This window comes from Arthrobacter sp. B0427-1-12, assembly GCF_059092905.1.
Genome location: NZ_JBNHIC010000038.1, coordinates 1 through 19,818 on the forward strand (window position 1 = coordinate 1; position 19,818 = coordinate 19,818).

The window sequence follows — 19,818 nt, forward strand, 5'->3', positions numbered from 1 at the left end:
GGCCCCACCCTGGCTGGGTGGGGCCGCAACGGATGAACCGTATTGCTTGCCGGCTTGGCTTACGGGGCTGCTACCTCGGCGTCCGCCTCAGCATCGGCGTCGGCCGCTGCGTCACCGTTGGCCGCTGCGTCACCGTCGGCCGGTGCGGCAGCATCAGCCGCCGGGGCCGCCGGTGCTGCGGGATCCTGGATGGTGCCGAACAGTGCGTTCCAGCGGAACATGAAGGCAGCCATCGCGTCGCGGTTCACCGGGGAGGTCGGACGGAAGGTACCGTCCTCGTAGCCCGTGGTGATCTTGATGCCTTCCGAGGCCAGCCAGGCGATTTCCTTGTAGAACTGGTTGTCGGTTGCCAAGTCCGGGAACGGGGAGACCGCCGGAGCCGTGAACGCAGGCTCCCCGGCGAGCCGGTACAGGAAGGCCGCCATCGCGTCGCGGTTGACGGCTTCATACGGGTGGTAGCCCAGGTCCTCGAAGCCGTTGGTGATCGCCTGCTGTTCCAGCCATGCGATCTCGGTGTAGAACTGGTTGGTCGTCGGGACATCCGCGAACGGCGAGACCGCCGGGTCTACGAAGGCGGGTGAACCCTGCAGGCGGTAGATGAACGCGGCCATGGCGTCGCGGGCTACCGGCGTGGTGGGCCGGTAGGTGCGGTCGTCATAGCCGGTGGAGATGCCGTTGGCGTGCATCCAGTTGATCTCGGCCAGGAAGGGGTTGTCCGAGGCCACGTCCGGGAAGGCAGACGCCGGCGGGGCCAGCTTGCCCTGGACCAGGAATAGGTTCGTTTCCATGCTCACGTCAGCACCTTCGACCCGGAAGAAGTTGGTGTCATACGGGCTGCCGGTTACGACGTGCGGAACGTTGGGGTTGCCCACGTAGCCTTCCGGTGCGCCGGTGTCCCAGGTCAGGAACGGGCCCACCCGGCCGGTCAGCGCCCGGTCGAAAGCGGCGCCGGCGCAAGGGATGTCGAAGCATCCGACGTCGTCGGTGAAGTTGATCGTTCCGTCGACGTCGGCGACCAGTTCCTCCACGCCGTACGGGTGCGTGATGGTGTAGGTGGCGTTGGGGGTCAGCCCGTCCACCCGGATGCGCAGGCGGTTGAAGACGGTCTGTTCTCCGGCGGCAGGGACTTCATTGGCGAAGGCGTACTCGGAGGCCATGATGATGGAGCCGGTGGCCGTACCGCTGGTCACGTCGGCTTCGCCGGCCCACCAGAATGCCTCACCGGGGAAGTTGCCCGGGATGGACAGCGGGGCAGCCGGGTTGGGGATTTCAAGGATGGCAAGGCACATCGGGTCGTTCAGGCACAGTTCGAGCCGCACGCCGTTCTTGTCTTCGTACCAGGCCGGAGCGCCGGTGGCCGGATCGACCGGGCCGGCGGCGGCCAGGCCGCCGTTGGGGGCGGGCTCGCTGACGGTGATTGCGTTGGCGGGAACGGCCAGCATCGGTGCCATCATTGCTACGGCGGTGACGGCGAGGGCCAGGCGGCGGCCACGCCGCGCGGAACGATTCTGGTCGGTGCGGGGACGGTAGGTGTTCATTGCAGTTCTTCTCCTCATAGCGGGTAATGAAGGGAAACCGCTATCTCCGGCGGTTGCCTGCTGAAACTCTGACGGGCCATGCTTGTAAAAATCCTTGGACGGGAAATTTGGTTGTTAACCATGGGTTACACCAAGGGCTGGACTGATGCCTTTGAGGCGGGGAAAGCACGCTTGCCGGGGGGCGCTACCGTTGAGGTATTGCTGATTCCAGAGGGAGAACCATGGTGCGCCGCTTTGCCGGAATGATGCTGATCGCGATCATGGCCGCCGTCATAGGTTTGGCCGTTCCGGCCGCGCCGGCGAGTGCAGCGACCGCAATCGAGCAGCGGTACCAGCAGCTCGGCGGTCCCGGCGGGACTTTGGGCCGCGCGCAGGGCGGAGAAGTCTGCGGTCTGCGCAACAGCGGGTGCGCGCAGCAGTATGAGCGCGGCGTCATCTACTGGTCGCCGGCCTCCGGTGCGCAGGCGGTGTGGGGCGCCATCCGCGGGACCTGGGCAGTGCATGGCCTTGAGCGCGGCGGTCTGGGGTATCCGGTGACCGGCGAGCGATGCGGGATCCGCGACGGCGGCTGTTACCAGTGGTTCCAGGGTGGTCTGGTGATGTGGTCCCCGGCCTCCGGTGCGCATGCTGCCTGGGGTGCGATCCTGAACGCCTGGGCGGCGCAGGGCTACGAGCGCGGCGGTCTGGGGTATCCGGTGACGGGCGAGCGATGCGGGATCCGCGACGGCGGCTGTTACCAGTGGTTCCAGGGTGGTCTGGTGATGTGGTCCCCGGCCTCCGGTGCGCATGCTGCCTGGGGTGCGATCCTGAACGCCTGGGCGGCGCAGGGCTACGAACGCGGCCCGCTGGGCTACCCCGCCAACGGCGAACTGTGCTTCACCGGCGGCACCGTAACCTGCCGGCAGTCCTTTCAGGGCGGGCTCATCACGTGGAATCCGCAGACCGGCGCGTCCGTAACCCTGGGCACCGATCGGGCGGACAGCACGGCCGTCGTGGTTAACAAGCAACGGCCGCTCAGCCCCGCGGATTATGCGCCGGCCGCCCTCGCACCTATTGCCGGGCAGACGCTGCAGGCCGAAGCGGCCGGCCAGTTCCGCCGACTGATGCTGGCCGCCCAGGCAGCCGGCGTGCCGATGACCGCGGTCAGCGGCTACCGCACCTACCAGACGCAGGCCTCCCTGTACGCGTACTACATAAGCGTGTACGGACAGGCCGCTGCGGACTCTATCTCCGCCCGCCCCGGCTACAGCGAGCACCAGACTGGTCTGGCGATCGATATCGGCAATCCCAACGGCGCCTGTGCACTGCAGGGCTGCTTTGAGGGAACTCCGGCGGGCGCCTGGGCAGCCCAGAACGCGTACCGCTATGGGTTCATCGTCCGGTACCCGAGCGGATACACCGGAGTGACCGGCTACGCGTACGAGCCGTGGCACCTGCGCTATGTCGGTCCGGGAATTGCCGCGGACATGCGCAACCGCGGCATACCCACCATGGAGCAGTACTTCGGGCTGCCGGCGGCGCCGAACTACTGACCCCCGGTCCCGCCGGGAGACTTTTCCACAAGAGACGAAACAGTTCACCTGCTGTTTCCTTGTTCGCCTACGCTGTGAGGGAAACCTGCCGCAGCCTGCGTCACCGGTCTGCGGACTATTCCTACTCAGCGTCCGCGTGGCGCATGGGGGTCAGCTATGGACGCAGTGCGGATTGTCGAAGACGAGGTGCGGGAGCTCATCCGCCGGCGCGGCATCGACCCGTCCAGCCAGGGCAGCGAGGTCCGCCGGCTGGTGGAAGCAGCCGTCAATGACTACGACGAGCGTTCCCTCCTGGGCGCACTGCCGCCCCTTGGCCAGCTGGAACGGGCGCGCCGGCACGTGTACGACGCCGTTGCCGGGTTCGGCGCCCTCCAGCCGCTGCTGGACGACCCACGATCGAGGAGGTTTGGCTCAACTCGCCGACGGAAATCTATGTCGCCCGAGGCGGGGAATCGGAACTCACTTCCCTGACGCTGACCGAGCAACAGGTCCGCGACCTGGTGGAACGGATGCTCAAATCATCCGGCCGGCGCCTCGATCTGTCGTCGCCGTTCGTTGATGCCGCCCTGCCGGACGGTTCCCGCCTGCACGTCGTTATCCCGGATGTGACCCGCCGGCACTGGGCAGTCAACATCCGCAAGTTCATCGCCAAGGTATGACTGTGCTCCTGGGCCTGGTGTTGGGTGTCGGACTGTTCCTTGTCTGGTGGTCATGCTGGGATGAGCCCTCGAAGGCCGCCCGGACGGTCCGCTCCGGCCAGCTGGACGATCTGCTGCGCCAGGCCGGGATCGAAAGGGTCACCCCAACCGGACTGCTTTCCAGCTGCGCCGCAGTGGGGATCTTCGTGCTGCTGCTGTTCTTCCTCTTCACGCGTTCGGCCCCGATCGCGTTCTGCTTCGGGTTGTTCGGAGCCTGGCTGCCGCTGGCGGTGGTACGCTGGCGCGCCAAGCGGCGCAGCGCTTCGCTGCGCGAACTCCGGCCGGACGCCGTCGACCATCTGCGCTCAGCCATCCGGGCGGGCCTGTCGCTTCCGGAGGCACTGATCCAGCTGGGGGGAGAAGGGGCCTGAGGAGCTGCGCGGACCGTTCCGGGAGTTCGGAGCGGATTACCGGGCAGGCGGCCAGTTCGACCATGCTCTGGCCGGACTGAAGATGCGGCTCGCGGATCCGACCGCGGACCGAATCGTCGAAGCGATCCGGATAACCCGTGAAGTCGGAGGGTCGGACCTAGGCCGGCTGCTCGGTACCCTCGCCGAGTTTCTGCGCGATGCGGCACGGACCCGAAGCGAACTCGAGGCCAGGCAGTCCTGGACGGTCAACGCGGCACGTCTTGCCGTTGCCGCACCGTGGATCGTGCTGATGCTGCTGGCCACCCGGCCCGAAGCCGTCGCGGCCTACAACTCTGCAGCGGGTTCCTTTGTGCTGCTGGGCGGTCTGGTCGTATCGGTCGGCTGCTACCGCCTGATGCTGAGGATCGGCGCCCTTCCAGAGGATGAGCGGGTGCTTCGCTGATGGGGATCGCGGTAAACGGTTTGTTGGTGTGGTCCCTGCTGACCGGCGGTGCGCTCGGTGCGGGCCTGTGGCTGACTTTTGTCCGGCTGCCGGTCATGCGCCAACAGCGCTTTGTGGACCGGATTGCGCCCCAGCTGAAGTCGGTGGATGTGCAAAGCCGGCTGCTGCGCACCGGCCCGGCCAATATCACCCCGTTTGGTCCGCTCGAACGCATCGTGCGTCCGGTGCTGCACGACGCCGTCGGCTGGCTGAACCGGTTTAATCCGGCTACCGGAGTGCTGGTCAAGCGCCTGGCGCAGGCCGGGAAATCGCAGAGTCCGCTGGATTTCCGCGCCGAACAGATTATCTGGGCGGCGGCTGGGCTCGTGATGGGAGCCGCGCTGGCTGTGCTGACTGCAGCGGCGGGCAATTTCAACGTGCTGCTGGCCCTGATCCTTGCCTTGGGCGGCGCCGCAGCCGGTTTCATGCTGCGGGACTACCTGCTGACGCTGCAGATCAGTAAACGGGAGGCCAGAATGCTGGCGGATTTCCCGAGCCTGGCGGACATGATGGCCCTCGCTGTCAGTGCGGGGGAAAGTGCCACCGGGGCCCTCGAGCGGATCTGCCGTACGGCGAACGGCGAGCTGGCCGGCGAGTTCGGCCGCGTCCTGGCCGCCACGCGATCGGGAACGCCGTTGCTGGCAGCCCTGCGCGAGTTCTCCAACCGCACGCAATTGGCCCCATTGGTCAGGTTCGTGGACGGCATTACGGTGGCCGTGGAACGCGGCACGCCGCTGGCTGACGTGCTGCGTGCGCAGGCCCAGGACGTCCGGGACATGGCCAAGCGCGACCTGATGGAATCGGCCGGCAAGAAGGAGATCGGCATGATGGTTCCGCTGGTCTTCGGTGTCCTGCCGCTCACGGTGTTGTTCGCCGTCTATCCGGGCATTGCCCTGATCTACCTGGGTTTTTGAATCATCACGCACCTACGGCAAGTCTCGACTACAAGAGGGGAAACCATGGAAAAGAAATTCAGGAACTTCGGACTCGTTGCCGCAGTCCAGCTAATCCTCGGCGCCTTCGCCGCGCGGGTAGCTGCCGCCCTGGCCGCGGACAGCGCAGAGGACGGCAAGGAACGCGGCGACGTGCCGCGGTGGGTCATGATCACCTTGATGTCCGCTGTACTGGTGGCAGCGCTGCTCGCGGTCGCGGGGCCCGCACCTGAGGACCTGTTCCTGCAGGCCATCAACCAGGTCAAGCCGTAGGTGCCCCGGCTTGTCCTGCGTGCCCGGCAGGGATCGGCTGGGTGCCGCCTGGGCGCCGAGAGCGGGGCAGCTACGGTGGACTTCGTGCTGGTCGGCGGCCTGCTGACGGTAATCTTCGTGTCCATCATCCAGCTGGCCCTTGTCCTGCACGTCCGGAACACACTGATTGACGCGGCGGCCTCCGGGGCGCGGTACGGAACGTTGGCTGACCGCAGCGCCGCCGATGCGCAGCAGCGGACGGCGTCACTGATCGCCGGCAGCCTGAATCCGCCCTTTGCCCAGGACGTGGCCGTCGGCGAGTCCGAACTCCAGGGTCTGCGGACATTGCAGGTCACCGTGCGGGCGCCCTTTCCGGTGCTCGGCCTGCTGGGGCCGGCCGGAATGATGGAGGTGAGCGGGCATGCTGCGCTCGTACGCTGAGGGCCTGGCGGGAGCGCTGCAACGGCGGCTCCGGACCGCCCTGTGCCGGGGGGATCCCGCCGGGGCCCAGGAGGGCGGCGCCGTCGTCGAATTCACCTTCCTGGGTACGCTCATGCTGATTCCGGTGGTCTACCTGATCCTTACCGTCAGCCAGCTCCAGGCCGGTTCATTCGCCGTCGTCGGCGCGGCGGACCAGGCGGCCAAAGTCTATGCAGCGTCGGAAAACGTGGCGGAGGCGGAAACGCGGGCCCGGCAAGCGGCCGATCTGGCCATGACCGACTTCGGTTTCGAGGCCTCGCACGCGGCGATGGAGGTCGTCTGTGCACCGGCGGCCTGCCTCGAGCCTGCCTCCAGCGTGACGGTCCGGGTCCAGCTGCGCGTACCGCTGCCGCTCGTTCCGACCATGCCTGGACTTTCACTGTCTGCGGCGACGGTCGATTCAACCGCAACGCAGACGGGGGGCAGGTTCCGGTGAGGCAGCCGGGGGAGCGGACCGGGCGGACCCGGGCCGGGGAGACGTGCCGGGACCAGGACAGCCGGGACCAGGACAGCCGGGACGAGGACGGGCAGGTGATGATCCTGATCCTCGGCTACACAGTGCTCTCACTGCTGGTCGTGACGGTGGTGATGGCTGTCTCCGCCGTCTATATCGAGCACAAGAAACTGCTGTCGGTAGCCGATGGAGCTTCCCTGGCGGCTGCCGACGCCTTCGGGCTCGGGGAAGTGGCGGCCGCCGCGGAAGCTCCGGTTGCGATCCTTGACCGGGACAGCGTGCAGGGGTCGGTGCAGCGGTACCTGGACGCCACCGGTGCGCACAGCCGGTTCAGCCAGCTGGGCATCTCCGGCGAAACCGGAACGCCGGACAGCCGGACAGCGCACGTGGCCTTGACCGCCGTCGTGCATCCGCCGGTGGTCAACCTACTGGTGCCGGCCGGCATTCCCATCACCGCGGTGAGTGATGCGCGGTCGGAACTGACCCGCTAAGGCGCCGGCAGGGAGCACCAGCAGGAGGAGGCGTCACGCCGGCGGTTCACCGCCCGGGGGCACCATGGCCCCGGCGCCCACGGTGTCCCCGGCCGCGGCGCGGCTTTCGGGGCCGAGCACCGTGATGTCGCCGGCACCGCCGACCGTCGAACCGCTGCCGGCGGCAGCGCCGGCGTCGGCAATCATCCGGGTCAGCCGCGCGCCTTCCGCAGCGCACGCGCCGTGCAGCAGGACCGAATCAGTGACCGTCGCGCCGGTTTCGACGACGGCACCGGGCCCGATCACGCTGCGCACCACCGTGCCACGCACCGTTGCACCCGCGCAGATGAGGCTGTCCGCCACTTCGGCACCGGCGGCGATGAAGGCCGGCTTCAGCTGCGGACTGGCTGTGACCACCGGCCACGCTGGATCATCTGTTTCCACTCCGGTTCCGGCCAGCAGTTCCATGTGGGCTTCCCAGTAGCTCGCGACTGTTCCCACATCCCGCCAGTACCCCTCGAAGCGGTGCTCGGCGACGGATTCATGTTCCACCAGATAGGGAACCAGGCTGTGGCCGTAGTCCTGCAGGCCGTCTTCCTTCCGGGCCAGCAGCTCCATCGTGTCGAGCAGCACCTCACGGTCGTAGAGGAAAACCTCGGCCGTGACAAGGTCCGTTTTCGGCTGCTTCGGCTTGTACTCGAAACCGGTCACGCGCCCGCCGGCCGCTTCCACCACGCCGTACCGGGAGGCATCGCCGTCCACCTTGGTGGTCACCATGGTCAGGGCCGCCCCGGTCCGCAGATGGGTGTTGACGACGTCCCGGTAGTCGAGCGTATACAGATGGTCTGCGCTGAGGACCAGGACCAGATCAGGAGCGAACTCGCGGATCAAGGACGCCTGCCGGTACAGCGCGTCGGCGTTGCCCTCGGCGAATCCTTCGCCGTCGCCACCCTGGTAGGGCGGCAGGATCCGCAGCCCGCCATGGGTCCGGTCGAGGTCCCACGGCCGCCCATTGGCGATGTGGTCGTTGAGTGAGTACGGCAGGTACTGCTCCACGACCCACACATCGGGGATGTGGCTGTGCTTCAGGTTGGACAGCGGAAAGTCGATCAGCCGGTAGTTGCCGGCCACGGGCAGGGACGGTTTGGCACGCTGGTCGGTCAGCACTCCGAGGCGGCCGCCCGGGCCACCGGCCAGGATGATGGCCAGGATCGTGGGTCTGCTCATGTCGGCTCCTCACCTTTGCTGTCAGCAGCAGCCCGGCTGCTGCAACCTCACTCGTGACGAGGCTAGCAAACCGGGATTCCAGCGACCCGGCTGCCGATCACGGCCAGAAGCTGCCCCAGCGTGGGAGCACCGGCGGCGCGGAAGAGTTCGCGCGTACCGTCAGTCAGCACGATGGTCGGCGTGGAGCGGACGTCCCAGCGCTCGCCGGCGCCGGGGTCCGAGGCGACGTCGAACTCACGGACCTCCAAGGCGGGCAGCAGCTCCTGGGCGCGGACCAGGACCCGGCGGGCCGCGGTGCAGGGCGCGCAGAATGCGGAAGCGAAGAAGAGCACGCTCGGGAGGTCCGGCCCGGTTGCTTCCGGTGGTGCGCCTGCCGCCGTCGTCAAATTTCTGCCTTCCTTCCGGGTCCGCCACGGACATAGAGTGCAACAGCGGGCGCAGGTCCCGGCATTCCCGCCATAGCGTACGCTTGAATAACCATGGCAGAAATTGATTTTCCCGCAGAGATCCGCGCCCTCCGCGCCACCTATGAATCGATCGAATCAGTATCGGACGTCGACGCCATCAAGGCGGACATCGCCGAGCTGAGTGAGAAGGCAGGCGCGCCGGACCTGTGGGACGATCCGGCGGCAGCACAGAAGATCACCTCCAGGCTGTCCCACCGCCAGTCCGAACTGGAGCGGCTGGAAAAGCTGCAGGGCCGCATCGACGACCTCGAGGTGCTGGTGGAGCTGGCCCAGGATGAGGACGACGCCGACTCCCGGGCGGAGGCGGCCAGGGAACTGCAGGCGCTGCGCAAGGCGCTTGAGGAGCTGGAAGTGGTCACGCTGCTCTCCGGCGAATACGACGAGCGTGAGGCCGTCGTCACCATCCGTTCCGGCGCCGGCGGCGTCGACGCCGCAGACTTCGCCGAGATGCTGCTGCGCATGTACCTGCGCTGGGCAGAGCGGCACGGCTATCCGACCGCTGTACTGGACACCTCCTATGCGGAGGAGGCGGGGCTGAAATCCGCCACCTTCGAGGTCAAGGCGCCCTTCGCTTTCGGCACTCTGTCGGTGGAGGCCGGAACGCACCGCCTGGTGCGGATCAGCCCGTTCGACAACCAGGGCCGCCGCCAGACCTCCTTCGCCGCCGTCGAGGTCATTCCGCTGATCGAGCAGACGGACAGCATCGAGATCCCGGACAACGAGATCCGGGTGGACGTCTTCCGTTCCTCGGGGCCGGGCGGGCAGTCCGTCAACACCACGGACTCCGCCGTGCGCCTGACGCACCTTCCCACCGGGATCGTGGTCTCCATGCAGAACGAAAAGTCCCAGATCCAGAACCGTGCAGCGGCCATGCGCGTGCTGCAGTCCCGGCTCCTGCTGCTGAAGAAGGAACAGGAAGACGCGGAGAAGAAGGCGCTCGCGGGCGATGTGAAGGCATCCTGGGGCGATCAGATGCGCTCCTATGTGCTCAATCCCTACCAGATGGTCAAGGACCTGCGGACCGAGCACGAGGTGGGGAACACCGCCGCTGTGCTCGACGGCGAGATCGACGATTTCATCGACGCCGGCATCCGCTGGCGGGCCAACAGCCGCAACGCCGCGGTCTGATACCGCTCGCCTCAGGGGTCTGCCGGTCCGATGCACAGAAGGTGAATTCACCCACGACACGCCCGGCAGGCCGCCGGCTATGCCTTGACTGCTGGCTATAGTCGAGGAGCCGGTGGAATGTTTCCAACACAGAGGCCCTGGCGCCGGCAGCAGAATCTGGGCACGGAATAGTCATGATTAAATTCGACAACGTCACGAAGATCTACGATCGGCACTCACGGCCGGCGCTGGACAACATCACCCTCGAGGTGGATCGGAGTGAATTCGTCTTCCTGGTGGGCGCTTCCGGTTCCGGCAAGTCCACGTTCATCCGCCTCGTGCTGAAGGAGGACCGGGCCACCCGCGGCTCCGTCTACGTCGCCGGGCAGAATGTCGCCAACATTCCGAGCTGGCGGGTGCCCAAGCTGCGCCGCGGCATCGGTGTGGTCTTCCAGGACTTCCGCCTGCTGCCCCAGAAGACGGTATTCGCCAACGTCGCCTTCGCCATGCAGGTCATTGGCAAGAGCCGGGGCATGATCCGCCAGACGGTTCCCGAGGTGCTGAAGACTGTCGGCCTCGAGGGCAAGGAAAACCGCATGCCGCACGAGCTCTCCGGCGGCGAGCAGCAGCGCGTGGCCATTGCCCGGGCTGTCGTCAACAAGCCCGGCATCCTCCTGGCCGATGAGCCGACCGGCAACCTCGACCCGACTACGTCGATGGGCATCATGAACGTGCTGGACAAGATTAACCAGCACGGGACGACGGTGGTCATGGCGACCCACGACGACGACATCGTCAATACGATGCGCAGGCGGGTAGTGGAGCTGCACCACGGCAGCGTAATCCGTGACGAAGCCCAAGGTATTTACGAGGGATCCAAATGAGACTTGCTTTCATACTAGGGGAAATAGGTTCGGGCCTGCGCCGGAATCTATCGATGGTGGTCTCGGTGATTCTCGTGACATTCGTTTCGCTTACCTTCGTGGGGGCGGCCGGCCTGCTGCAGATGCAGATCGGCCAGATGAAGGGCTACTGGTACGACAAGGTACAGGTGGCCATCTTCCTGTGCGTCGACACTTCGACGGCGGCAACGTGCTCCGCCGGACCGGTAACGGACCAGCAGCGTGCCGACATTGAACAGGCGCTGCATGCGCCGGCCATGACGCCGTACATTTCCACCGTCGAATACGAATCCCAGGACCAAGCGCTGGGGCATTTCAAGGAGCAATTCGCCAATTCGCCGATCGTGGATTCAGTGACGGCGGACCAGCTTCCGGAGTCCTTCCGGGTGAACCTCGTGGACCCGGAGAAGTACGAGGTCATCAATGAAGCGTTTTCCTCCATGCCGGGCGTGGAGGTCGTGATCGACCAGCGTGAGCTGCTGGAACAGATTTTCTCCGTGATGAACGGTGCGTCCCTGGTGGCGGTGGCCATCGCCGCGGTGATGATCGTCTGTGCCATCCTGCTCATCGCCACCACTATCCGGCTCTCCGCCTTCAGCCGCCGGCGTGAAACCGGCATTATGCGACTGGTCGGTGCTTCCAAGTCGGTGATCCAGCTGCCATTCGTCCTGGAGGGCGTCATCGCGGCAGTCATCGGGGCCCTGCTGGCCTCCGTCACCCTGTGGGCCGTCTCGCACTTCTTCATCGGCGACTGGCTGGCGAATCAGTATCCCGATACTGCGTTCATTTCATCCAGCCAGGTGCTGCTGATAGCTCCGGGGCTCCTGCTGCTGGGCGCCTTGCTCGCCGGAGCTTCCTCGATGCTGACGCTGCGGCGTTACCTCAAGGTTTAAAGTAATGTTCGGCGCGCGCTTCACTGCAAGTACCACCGCATCAGGAAAAGGGACGATGAACCGTAACACTGCATCCCGCCGCAAGTGCCTGTCCAGGTCCGTGCTGAGTACGGCGATGGCGGCCGTCCTGGCGTTTTCGCTGGGCGCGGGTGGAGCACACGCCGACGAGCTCGACGACCGCAAGGCGGCGTTGGAGAGCGAAATCGCCAAGGTGCAGCAGTCCATCGAGTTCCTCGATGCGGACATCGCCAGGACCATCGCCGAACTGAAGATGTTCCAGGGGCAGCTGCCGGCGGCGCAGCAGGCGCTGGCGGATGCCGAGGGCCGCGTTGTCACGGCCACCAATGAAGTCAACGCGCTGGCAGCCCGCGTCGAACTGGCGCAGGAAACCAAGGACAACATCACCCGGCAACTGGATCAGGACCAGGCCCAGATGGCCGATACGAAGAAGGTTATCGGCCAGATCGCGACGCAGGCGTACAAGAACGGCGGTGTTCCTTCCAACCTTTCCCTGTTCTTCGGCAACCGCGGCTCGGACAGCCTGACCGATTCGATGGGGCTGGCCGGACAGGCCCTGCGCAGCCAGACCGCGACCATGGACAGCCTGGCCCAGCAGAGCGCGACGAATGCGAATTCCGAGGCCCGCCTGGCCGCTGTGGAGGAGGAGATCCGGGGCCTCAAGGCCCAGGCGGATGCAGCCCTGGCAACCGAGCAGGAAGCACGCGATGCGGCGGCGGCCGAAAAGGCCAAGGTGGACCAGCTGATTGCCGATACATCACGGCTGTCCGACGAACTGCAGGCCAAGCGCCCCGAGATCGAGGCGCAGCTGGCGGCAACCGAGGCTGCCCACCAGCAGGTCCAGAACGAGATCGCCGAACGCCAGCGCCGCGAACGGGAGGCATGGTTGGCGGCCCAGGCTGCAGCCGCCGAAGCCGCGCGCGCCGCCGCCGAGGCGGAGGGCCGTCCTGCCCCCGCCCCGCCGGTCACCACCGGCAGCCCCTCGGCCTTCGGCCTGCGCCACCCGGTGCCGGCGAGCATCCCGATCACCTCCGGTTACGGCTGGCGTCCGACGCCGGTCGGCACCGTTGATTTCAACGGCACCGGAGGCTACACCCACACCGGCATCGACTTCGGTACGCCCTGCGGTACGCCGCTGTACGCTCCGGCGGCCGGCGAGATCTGGTACGCGGACTCGTACGTGCTGCCGGGCGCAGGCAACCGGATCGTCATCAACCACGGCGTGGTGGAGGGCAACTCCTTGGCCACGAACTACTACCACCTCACCAACTACGTGGTGAGTGCGGGCGACAAGGTCAGCGCCGGCCAGCTCATCGGCTATACCGGAACCACCGGCAACTCCACGGGCTGCCACTTGCACTTCGAGACCAGCCTCAACGGTACGCTCGTCGATCCGAGGGGACTGCTCTAGCCGGGCTCGTGCCGGCAGGCTCGGCACGCCTGTCGCGCCCTGCGGTGTGCTTCCTCCGGCAGATGCTCCATCCGGTAGACTGGGATACTGTTTCCAACCTAGCGAGGAGAGTCGACCGTGCCCAAGGAAAGTGGCCGTAAGGCAGTGGCCACCAATCGGAAGGCCCGGCATGATTACCACATTCTGGATACCTATGAGGCCGGAATGGTCCTGATGGGCACCGAGGTGAAGTCCCTGCGTGAGGGACGGTCGTCCCTGGTGGACGGTTTTGCCACCTTCTACAACGACGAACTGTGGCTCGAATCCGTCTATATTCCCGAGTACCTCAACGGCAGCTGGACCAATCACGCCGCCCGCCGCCGTCGCAAGCTGCTGCTGCACCGCGAGGAACTGACCAAGATTGCCCAGAAGACGCGCGAATCGGGCTTTACGATCGTTCCGCTGCAACTGTACTTCGTGGACGGCCGGGCCAAAGTGGAGATTGCTATCGCCCGCGGCAAGAAGGACTATGACAAGCGCCAGGCGCTGCGCGAGAAGCAGGACAGCCGCGAGGCCCAGCGCGCCATGCGGGAGAAGAACCTCGGCTGATCCGGGGCCGCTGCCAGGCGGGAATATCCCTCCGCGGCGGTGTGTTATGCTAGATGGTCCTGCAGGAATGCGGGATCGGTAACTGAATATTTTGGTAACTGAATATGGGGATGACAGGTTTCGACGATGTTAGTCGCGACAGGGGAAGCGGGCCGAGGATACAGGGTTATCTCGTAAACGCTCTCTGTAAAAAAATAAATGCTGAATCTAAGCAGCATGACTTCGCTCTCGCAGCCTAACCTGCGATAGCCAGTCCGTCAGCCCGGGTATGCTCTCGACCCGGTGACTGACGTCATTTAGGGAGCCACTGCTGGCAGCCTTCGCCGTTGGGGCTGCCGGGACTTTTAGACGGCTGGGCCCGGGCCAGCCACATGTTTGCATGATGGCTGGGGCCGAGAAATCCCGACGCAAACTGCGCCCGGAGAAGCCCTGACAACACGACATCGGACGGGGGTTCAATTCCCCCCATCTCCACTTCCGTTCCTTTCGGAACATGGCACAGCGCCCCGGCCTTCGGACCGGGGCGCTTTTGCATGCACGGCGGTAGGGTGCTGTCATGACGACGACGGCCCCGGGCACCGCCGGTGCCTCGCCGTCCGCACGCCGGACGGTGCTGCTGGTGGCTGTTCTTGCGTCGTTCATCGCGATCCTGGACGGCAATGTCGTGAATCTTGCCCTGCCGGCCATGGCCGGCGAGCTCGGCGGAGGACTGGCCTCGCAGCAATGGATCGTGGATGCCTACCTGCTGACGCTCGGGGCCCTGATCCTGGTCGCCGGCGCGCTTTCCGACGCCTATGGCCGCGTACGTGTCCTGCAGTGGGGCCTGGTCGGTTTTGCAGCCACCTCCGTGTTCTGCGGACTCGCCGCCACGGACACGATGCTGATCGCCGCGCGGGGCCTTCAGGGAATCGCCGGTGCACTGCTGGTGCCAAGCTCGCTGGCGCTGATCATGGCGGCCTTTCCGCCGGCCGATCAGGGCAGGGCGATCGGGATCTGGACTGCTTCCACGGGAGCAGCCACCATTGTCTCCCCGTTGATCGGCGGGGCGGCGGTGGACCTGCTGAGCTGGCGGCTGATCTTCTTCATCAACCTGCTGCCGTTCGCTGTCGCGATGCCGATGCTGGCCAGGCTCCGGGGCGAGGGCTTCGCTGCTCCGCCGCCGGCGAATGCCGCCGTCCGCGTGGACTACGCCGGTGCCGCCTTGGCTGTGATGGGGCTCGCCGGCCCGGTCTTCGCTTTCATCCACTCCGCCACAGCGGGCTGGCAGCATCCGTCCGTCTGGATTCCGCTGGCGGCAGGGGTCCTGGCGCTGGGGCTGTTCCTGAGGCATGAAGCCCGGACCGCCCGGCCGATGATGCCGCTCGGCCTTTTCCGGGAACGGAACTTCACGGCCGGGAATGTTGCCACCTTCGCCATCTACGGCGGGCTGTCCTTCGGCTTCCTGATCCTGGTGCTGTACCTCCAGCAGGTTGCGGGTCTGTCCGCGACGGCGGCCGGGGTCGCACTGTTGCCGAGCACGGTGATGCTGCTGGTGCTGTCGTCCGGTTTCGGTTCCCTTGCCGCCAGACATGGGCCGCGCTGGTTCATGGCCGGCGGCCCGATGCTGGCCGGGGCGGGCTTCCTGTGGCTGTTGTCTGTCCGGCCCGGATTGGACTACTGGTCGCAGGTGCTGCCCGGGCTCCTGGTGTTCGGCGTGGGGCTGGCCGTAACGGTGGCGCCGCTGACCGCTGCCATCCTGGGCGCCGTCCCGCCCGAGCAGGCGGGCATTGGATCGGCGGTCAACAATGCCGTGGCGCGCATTGCCGGCTTGGTCACGATCGCGCTGGCCGGCGTCGTCGTGGGTCCGGCGCTGGATCTTGGCGCTCTGCAGCGTTCGGTTGTGGCGACGGCGGCGCTGCTGTTCGCCGGTGGTATCGCCGCCGCCATCGGCATCCGGAATCCCGCCTCCGGGGACGGCAGGCTCAGTGCTCGGCGGTCAGCGAGGCGCTGAACAGGTCCAGCAGGGCCGGCATGCCGCCGGCCTCCATGGCACGGCGTTGGCGCTCGGCGCCGGTGCCGCGCTGCCACAGCGTCTCAATTCCCGCATCCGCCCAGTCCGCATCCCCTTCGTCCTCCAGCGCCGGCCGGATCCGCCGGATCAGGGCATCGATATGGCCGCGGGCGGGGACCAGGACGCCGGACTCCAGATCGACGAGTTTGCCGGTCAGGCCGTGCCGGCCGGCCTGCCACAGCGCGGCATCGAGCAGTTCGTCATCCGGCTTGGCATAGGGGCGGTCCGCCCGGACATCCTCGACGGCGGTGGCGACCAGGCCGCGGATCAGGGCACCCAGCAGCACGGCATCCTGTGCCTCCAGCTGGACGTCGCCGGCGCGGACTTCGAGCGTTGGGTAGTGGTCGGACAGCCGCGCCACCCAGGTGAGCACGCCGCGGTCGATGATGACGCCGATGTCCACCAGCCGCTGGATGCGCCGTTCATAGTCGTCGGCGTCGGCGAAGACGGGTGCGCAGCCCTGTACCGGCCAGCGCCGGTAGTGGACGATCCGCCAGCTGGCGAAACCGCTGTCGCGGTCCAGCCAGAACGGCGAGTTGGCGCTCAGCGCCACGATCGCCGGCAGCCAGGGCCGGATCCGGTTCAGGGCCTGGACTCCCGTTTCCTTATCCGGGATGCCCACATGCACATGCAGACCGTTGACGAACTGGTCCGCTACGATGCCCTTCGCACTGGCCTTCAGGTCGTGGTAGCGCTGCTTGTCAGTGATCTCCGGGTAGGACTCTTCAATCCGCGGTGCCGTGGCCACGGCGGCGGCCCGGACACCCGCCTTGCGCGCGGCCGCATCCAGGTTGCGGCGGAAATTGAGCAGGGATTCCTCGGCTTCCGTCAGCGTGGTGCAGACCGGAGTTGCGGTCTCGATCTGGCAGGTCAGCAGTTCACGCTGGATATCGTCGTTGGCCACCTGGGCCGAGCCTTCCAGTTCGGCTGACACCTTCTGGGCCACCGGCTCCGGCAGGCCAGTGATCGGGTTGAGGAGCAGGTACTCTTCTTCGATCCCCAGGGTTGTCACAGATTGTCTCCTTGCTGTCGGCCGAATGCACTGGTGACAGCCTAACTGCCCTCCCTGACAAGTGAGGAAGTGAAGAGGTCGACGACACTGTTCATGCCGCCGGCTTTCAGCGCACGGCGCTGCCGTTCCGCTCCCGTGCCGTCCCGGAACAACCGCTCGAAGCCGGCGCGGACGAAGTCGGCGTCACCCAGCCGCCGCAGGACCGGATCAAGGTGGTCCAGCAGCCGCCGGATCTGCTCCCGCGCCGGTATCCGGGAGCCATCGGCAGTGTTGAGCAGCTCGCCGGCCAGCCCGTGGCGTGCCGCCTGCCACAGCGCGATGTCAAGGAATTCCGGTTCCACGGCGGGGGAGGGGGCCAGATTGTCGTCCAGCGAGTGGATGACCAGGGCACGCACGACGGCGGCGAGCAGAACGCTGTCCCGTGCCTCGAGCTGCGAGTCGGGCGCACGGACCTCCAGGGTGGGGTAGTTCTCGGACAACCGTGCTGTCCAGCCGATGTGCCCGGTGTCCAGTACGACGCCGGTCCCCAGCAGCCGCTGCAGCCTGCGGTCGTAGTCCGCGGCGTCCGCGAATTCGGGCGGGGAGCCCTGGATTGACCAGCGGCGGTAGTGGATGGTGCGCCAGCTGGCGAAGCCAGAGTCACGGTCGTGCCAGAACGGCGAATTGGCCCCCACGGCGACGATGGTCGGCAGCCACGGCCGCAGCTGGTTCATCGCCCGCACACCGGCCTCCCGGTCCGGCACCCCCACATGGATGTGCAGGCCGTTGACATACTGGTCGGCCACGATACCGCGGGCATTCGCGGTGATGTCATGGTACCGGCGGGTATGGGCCACCCGCGCCGGGCACTCCGGCATCCTGGGTGCCGCGCCTACGCCGGCAGCACGCAGCCCTTCCCGGTGCACCGTGCGAGCCAGGTTGTGGCGGAAGCGGTTGAGCTCGCCCAGGGCTTCGGCCACGCTGGTGCAGACCGGTGTCGAGCTCTCCAGCTGGCAGGCCAGCAGCTCCTTCTGCGGTTCGGACGGGAGCGGACTGCCGCCGTCGTTCTTCATCGCCGCGGCGATCCGCTCCGCCGCCGGTTCCGGCATCGCGGTATGGCGGTCCAGCAGGAGGAATTCCTCCTCGATGCCGAAGGACACTGCCACCGCGGCACCTCCTTCGCTGATGCTGCATGGCTGTGTACTGAGCATATGCCGGTACGTCGCGGCGCTCTATAGCCGGCGGGCCAACGCAGGCGCTTAATCGAACAGGACCAGTCCCAGCGCGGCGGCGGCCAGGCCCAGGCCCAGGTTCAGCAGCACATTGGCGACGGCGGCGCGGCGCCTGCCCTCCTGCCAGAGCCCAACGGTGGCAACTGTCCAGGAACTGAAGGTCGTCAGTGCGCCGGCCAGCCCTGTGGTCAGCGCCAGATGAAAGCCGTGATCCGGAGCCGGGGCGGCAGCAGCCGTCCCGATGATGAAGGCACCGGTGATGTTGACCAGGAGTGTGGCATAGGGCCAGTGCCGGCTGGGCCGCGCCCCCGGGTGGCTCTGCTCCGGATCGGCCAGACGCCGTGCGGCGAAGCAGGAATCCAACGCGAAGCGCAGCAGGGCGCCGGCGATTCCACCAAGTCCGACGATGAGGGGAGTGATCAAAGCGCGCTCCCCGGAGTGCGGGCCGCCTGCCGCCCTGGCCTCCGGCCTCCGACGCGCCGGCCGAGGGCCAGTCCACCGGCCGCGGCCGCCAGGCCCAGCAGCAGCGACAGTCCAAGGTACAGCAGCCATGCTGGGTGCCGGCCGCCGGCCGCGAGCATATTTACGGCCAGCGCCAGTGCCGAAAAGGTGGTGAAGGAACCGAGCAGTCCCGGTCCCAGCCCGGCGCGGAGCCAGAACGGCGTACCGGGCCGCGCCGCCCACCAGGTGGTGAGGAAGCCAAGGACCAGGCTGCCCAGCACGTTGACAGCAAGCGTGGTCCAGGGCACGCCGGAGGGGGAGTCGGGCACGGCCAGTCCCAGGAAGTAGCGGGCTTCGGTCCCGGCCAGGCCGCCGCCGGCGACCGCCAGCCAGACCCGCAGCGATCCGGGGGAACGCGGCGAGGAGGGATTGCCTGGCCTTGTGCTGCCCGGTCTCATCCAGCCAATGTGCAGCCGGCGTGCGGCCGGCCGGTCCGGATCCACAATGCGGAGGCAAGCTCGTCGCCAAGGTCCAGTTCGCGGGCCCTGGCGCCTGTGCCGACCTTCACCACCAGCGAGCCGCCGAAGGGCCTGCGCCCGAGGATCTCAACGGTCTCATCCAGCTCGATCTGCTGCCGCTCCAGGAACCGCAGCAGTTCCGGATTGGCGTCGCTGATCCGGGTGATCGTGCCCAGGTGCCCCGTGTCGAGATCCTGCAGGGGATGGGCCGGGGGCAGCTCGATGCTGCCGTCCGCGGCGGGAATGGGATCGCCGTGCGGGTCCCGGTCGGGGTGCCCCAGCTTCTGCGCCATCCGTTCCAGGAAGAGCTCCGATACGGTGTGCTCCAGCAGCTCGGCCTCGTCGTGGACCTCGTCCCAGCTGTAGCCCAGTTCCCGGACCAGGAATGTTTCCAACAGGCGGTGGCGGCGCACCATGGACAGTGCCAGCGTGCGTCCGGAGGCCGTCAGCTCGACGGCGCCATAGGGTTCGTGGTCCACCAGGCCCAGATCAACCAGCTTGCGCACCATCTCGGAGACCGAGGAATTGGCCACTTCCAGCCGCGCGGCCAGCTGGCTCATGGTGATGGGCTTGTCCTGCCATTCGGTGAAGCTGTAGATCACCTTCACATAGTCCTGGACGCTGGCGGAATCGGTGCTGGCGGCGGCTGCCCGGCTGCCGTTCCGGGCTGCCCGGCTGCCGTTCCGGGCGGTGGGGCTCTTCCGGGCGGCAGGGCTCTTCCGGTCCGTGGACGTGCGGGGGGCCTGGCTTCGGCTGGGGGACATG

20 protein-coding genes, 1 other RNA gene and 2 pseudogenes are annotated in these 19,818 nt (G+C 67.0%); 15 read left to right on the plus strand and 8 right to left on the minus strand.

Going from position 1 to position 19,818, the window contains the following annotated elements; translation table 11 throughout:
- Positions 1-59: 59 nt before the first annotated feature.
- Positions 60-1,538, minus strand: coding sequence for an S-layer homology domain-containing protein (locus AC5RWU_RS18080; RefSeq protein WP_494027943.1), 1,479 nt, complete (start codon positions 1,536-1,538; stop codon positions 60-62).
- Positions 1,539-1,759: 221 nt separating this feature from the next.
- On the opposite strand from AC5RWU_RS18080, the gene AC5RWU_RS18085 reads away from it, so the two are divergent.
- From AC5RWU_RS18085 to AC5RWU_RS18120, 8 genes and pseudogenes are all read left to right on the plus strand, one after another.
- On the plus strand, positions 1,760-3,070 hold the full coding sequence (locus AC5RWU_RS18085; protein WP_494027942.1) for a D-alanyl-D-alanine carboxypeptidase family protein: 1,311 nt from the start codon (positions 1,760-1,762) through the stop codon (positions 3,068-3,070).
- A gap of 156 nt (positions 3,071-3,226) precedes the next feature.
- Positions 3,227-3,723, plus strand: a pseudogene (locus AC5RWU_RS18090) (CpaF family protein); the annotation flags it as partial.
- A gap of 2 nt (positions 3,724-3,725) precedes the next feature.
- Positions 3,726-4,581 (plus strand): annotated as a pseudogene (locus tag AC5RWU_RS18095) (type II secretion system F family protein).
- Positions 4,581-5,534, plus strand: coding sequence for a type II secretion system F family protein (locus AC5RWU_RS18100; RefSeq protein WP_494027941.1), 954 nt, complete (start codon positions 4,581-4,583; stop codon positions 5,532-5,534). The pseudogene AC5RWU_RS18095 and the gene AC5RWU_RS18100 overlap by 1 nt, the downstream one beginning before the upstream one ends.
- A gap of 45 nt (positions 5,535-5,579) precedes the next feature.
- Positions 5,580-5,825, plus strand: coding sequence for a hypothetical protein (locus AC5RWU_RS18105; protein WP_494027940.1), 246 nt, complete (start codon positions 5,580-5,582; stop codon positions 5,823-5,825).
- On the plus strand, positions 5,826-6,245 hold the full coding sequence (locus AC5RWU_RS18110; RefSeq protein ID WP_494027939.1) for a TadE family protein: 420 nt from the start codon (positions 5,826-5,828) through the stop codon (positions 6,243-6,245).
- Positions 6,226-6,720 carry a hypothetical protein gene (locus tag AC5RWU_RS18115; RefSeq protein ID WP_494027938.1) on the plus strand — a complete coding sequence of 165 codons (495 nt, stop codon included), beginning with the start codon at positions 6,226-6,228 and terminating at the stop codon, positions 6,718-6,720. Before AC5RWU_RS18110 ends, AC5RWU_RS18115 begins: the two co-directional genes overlap by 20 nt.
- Positions 6,717-7,229, plus strand: coding sequence for a pilus assembly protein TadG-related protein (locus tag AC5RWU_RS18120; protein WP_494027937.1), 513 nt, complete (start codon positions 6,717-6,719; stop codon positions 7,227-7,229). Before AC5RWU_RS18115 ends, AC5RWU_RS18120 begins: the two co-directional genes overlap by 4 nt.
- A gap of 33 nt (positions 7,230-7,262) precedes the next feature.
- Here AC5RWU_RS18120 and AC5RWU_RS18125 read toward each other — a convergent pair whose 3' ends face one another.
- Together AC5RWU_RS18125 and AC5RWU_RS18130 are read right to left on the minus strand one after the other, a co-directional pair.
- Positions 7,263-8,435 carry a glucose-1-phosphate adenylyltransferase family protein gene (locus tag AC5RWU_RS18125; RefSeq protein WP_494027936.1) on the minus strand — a complete coding sequence of 391 codons (1,173 nt, stop codon included), beginning with the start codon at positions 8,433-8,435 and terminating at the stop codon, positions 7,263-7,265.
- 62 nt (positions 8,436-8,497) lie between these two features.
- Positions 8,498-8,821: a thioredoxin family protein gene (locus AC5RWU_RS18130; protein ID WP_494027935.1), complete on the minus strand. Its 324-nt coding sequence runs from the start codon at positions 8,819-8,821 to the stop codon at positions 8,498-8,500.
- Positions 8,822-8,914: 93 nt separating this feature from the next.
- Between AC5RWU_RS18130 and prfB the strand changes: the two genes are divergently transcribed.
- From prfB to AC5RWU_RS18165, 7 genes are all read left to right on the plus strand, one after another.
- The gene (gene prfB / locus AC5RWU_RS18135) at positions 8,915-10,030 is read left to right on the plus strand and encodes a peptide chain release factor 2 (protein ID WP_494027934.1); all 1,116 of its coding nucleotides are present in this window, start codon (positions 8,915-8,917) and stop codon (positions 10,028-10,030) included.
- 173 nt (positions 10,031-10,203) lie between these two features.
- On the plus strand, positions 10,204-10,893 hold the full coding sequence (ftsE, locus tag AC5RWU_RS18140) for a cell division ATP-binding protein FtsE (RefSeq protein ID WP_494027933.1): 690 nt from the start codon (positions 10,204-10,206) through the stop codon (positions 10,891-10,893).
- Positions 10,890-11,804: a permease-like cell division protein FtsX gene (gene ftsX / locus AC5RWU_RS18145; RefSeq protein WP_494027932.1), complete on the plus strand. Its 915-nt coding sequence runs from the start codon at positions 10,890-10,892 to the stop codon at positions 11,802-11,804. Before ftsE ends, ftsX begins: the two co-directional genes overlap by 4 nt.
- A gap of 55 nt (positions 11,805-11,859) precedes the next feature.
- Positions 11,860-13,233, plus strand: a complete 1,374-nt coding sequence (locus AC5RWU_RS18150; RefSeq protein WP_494027931.1) for a murein hydrolase activator EnvC family protein — start codon at positions 11,860-11,862, stop codon at positions 13,231-13,233.
- Positions 13,234-13,350: 117 nt separating this feature from the next.
- Complete coding sequence (smpB, locus tag AC5RWU_RS18155; RefSeq protein ID WP_494027930.1) at positions 13,351-13,821, plus strand: SsrA-binding protein SmpB; 471 nt, start codon at positions 13,351-13,353, stop codon at positions 13,819-13,821.
- A 106-nt stretch (positions 13,822-13,927) separates the two neighbouring features.
- Positions 13,928-14,298, plus strand: a transfer-messenger RNA (tmRNA) gene (gene ssrA / locus AC5RWU_RS18160).
- Positions 14,299-14,377: 79 nt separating this feature from the next.
- A complete protein-coding gene (locus tag AC5RWU_RS18165; RefSeq protein ID WP_494027929.1) occupies positions 14,378-15,811 on the plus strand; it encodes an MFS transporter in 1,434 nt (477 codons plus the stop codon).
- On the opposite strand, the gene AC5RWU_RS18170 is transcribed toward AC5RWU_RS18165, so the two are convergent.
- From AC5RWU_RS18170 to AC5RWU_RS18190, 5 genes are all read right to left on the minus strand, one after another.
- Entirely contained in the window at positions 15,783-16,883 is a 1,101-nt protein-coding gene (locus tag AC5RWU_RS18170) for a carboxylate-amine ligase (RefSeq protein ID WP_494027928.1), read from the minus strand. The two genes, AC5RWU_RS18165 and AC5RWU_RS18170, sit on opposite strands and share 29 nt — an antisense overlap.
- A 41-nt stretch (positions 16,884-16,924) precedes the next feature.
- Entirely contained in the window at positions 16,925-18,028 is a 1,104-nt protein-coding gene (locus AC5RWU_RS18175) for a carboxylate-amine ligase (RefSeq protein WP_494027927.1), read from the minus strand.
- Between the two features lie 93 nt (positions 18,029-18,121).
- Positions 18,122-18,517, minus strand: coding sequence for a fluoride efflux transporter FluC (locus AC5RWU_RS18180; RefSeq protein WP_494027926.1), 396 nt, complete (start codon positions 18,515-18,517; stop codon positions 18,122-18,124).
- Entirely contained in the window at positions 18,514-18,993 is a 480-nt protein-coding gene (locus AC5RWU_RS18185) for a fluoride efflux transporter FluC (RefSeq protein ID WP_494027925.1), read from the minus strand. The genes AC5RWU_RS18180 and AC5RWU_RS18185 overlap by 4 nt, the downstream gene beginning before the upstream one ends.
- Complete coding sequence (locus AC5RWU_RS18190; RefSeq protein WP_494027924.1) at positions 18,990-19,817, minus strand: metal-dependent transcriptional regulator; 828 nt, start codon at positions 19,815-19,817, stop codon at positions 18,990-18,992. Before AC5RWU_RS18190 ends, AC5RWU_RS18185 begins: the two co-directional genes overlap by 4 nt.
- Position 19,818: the final 1 nt, after the last annotated feature.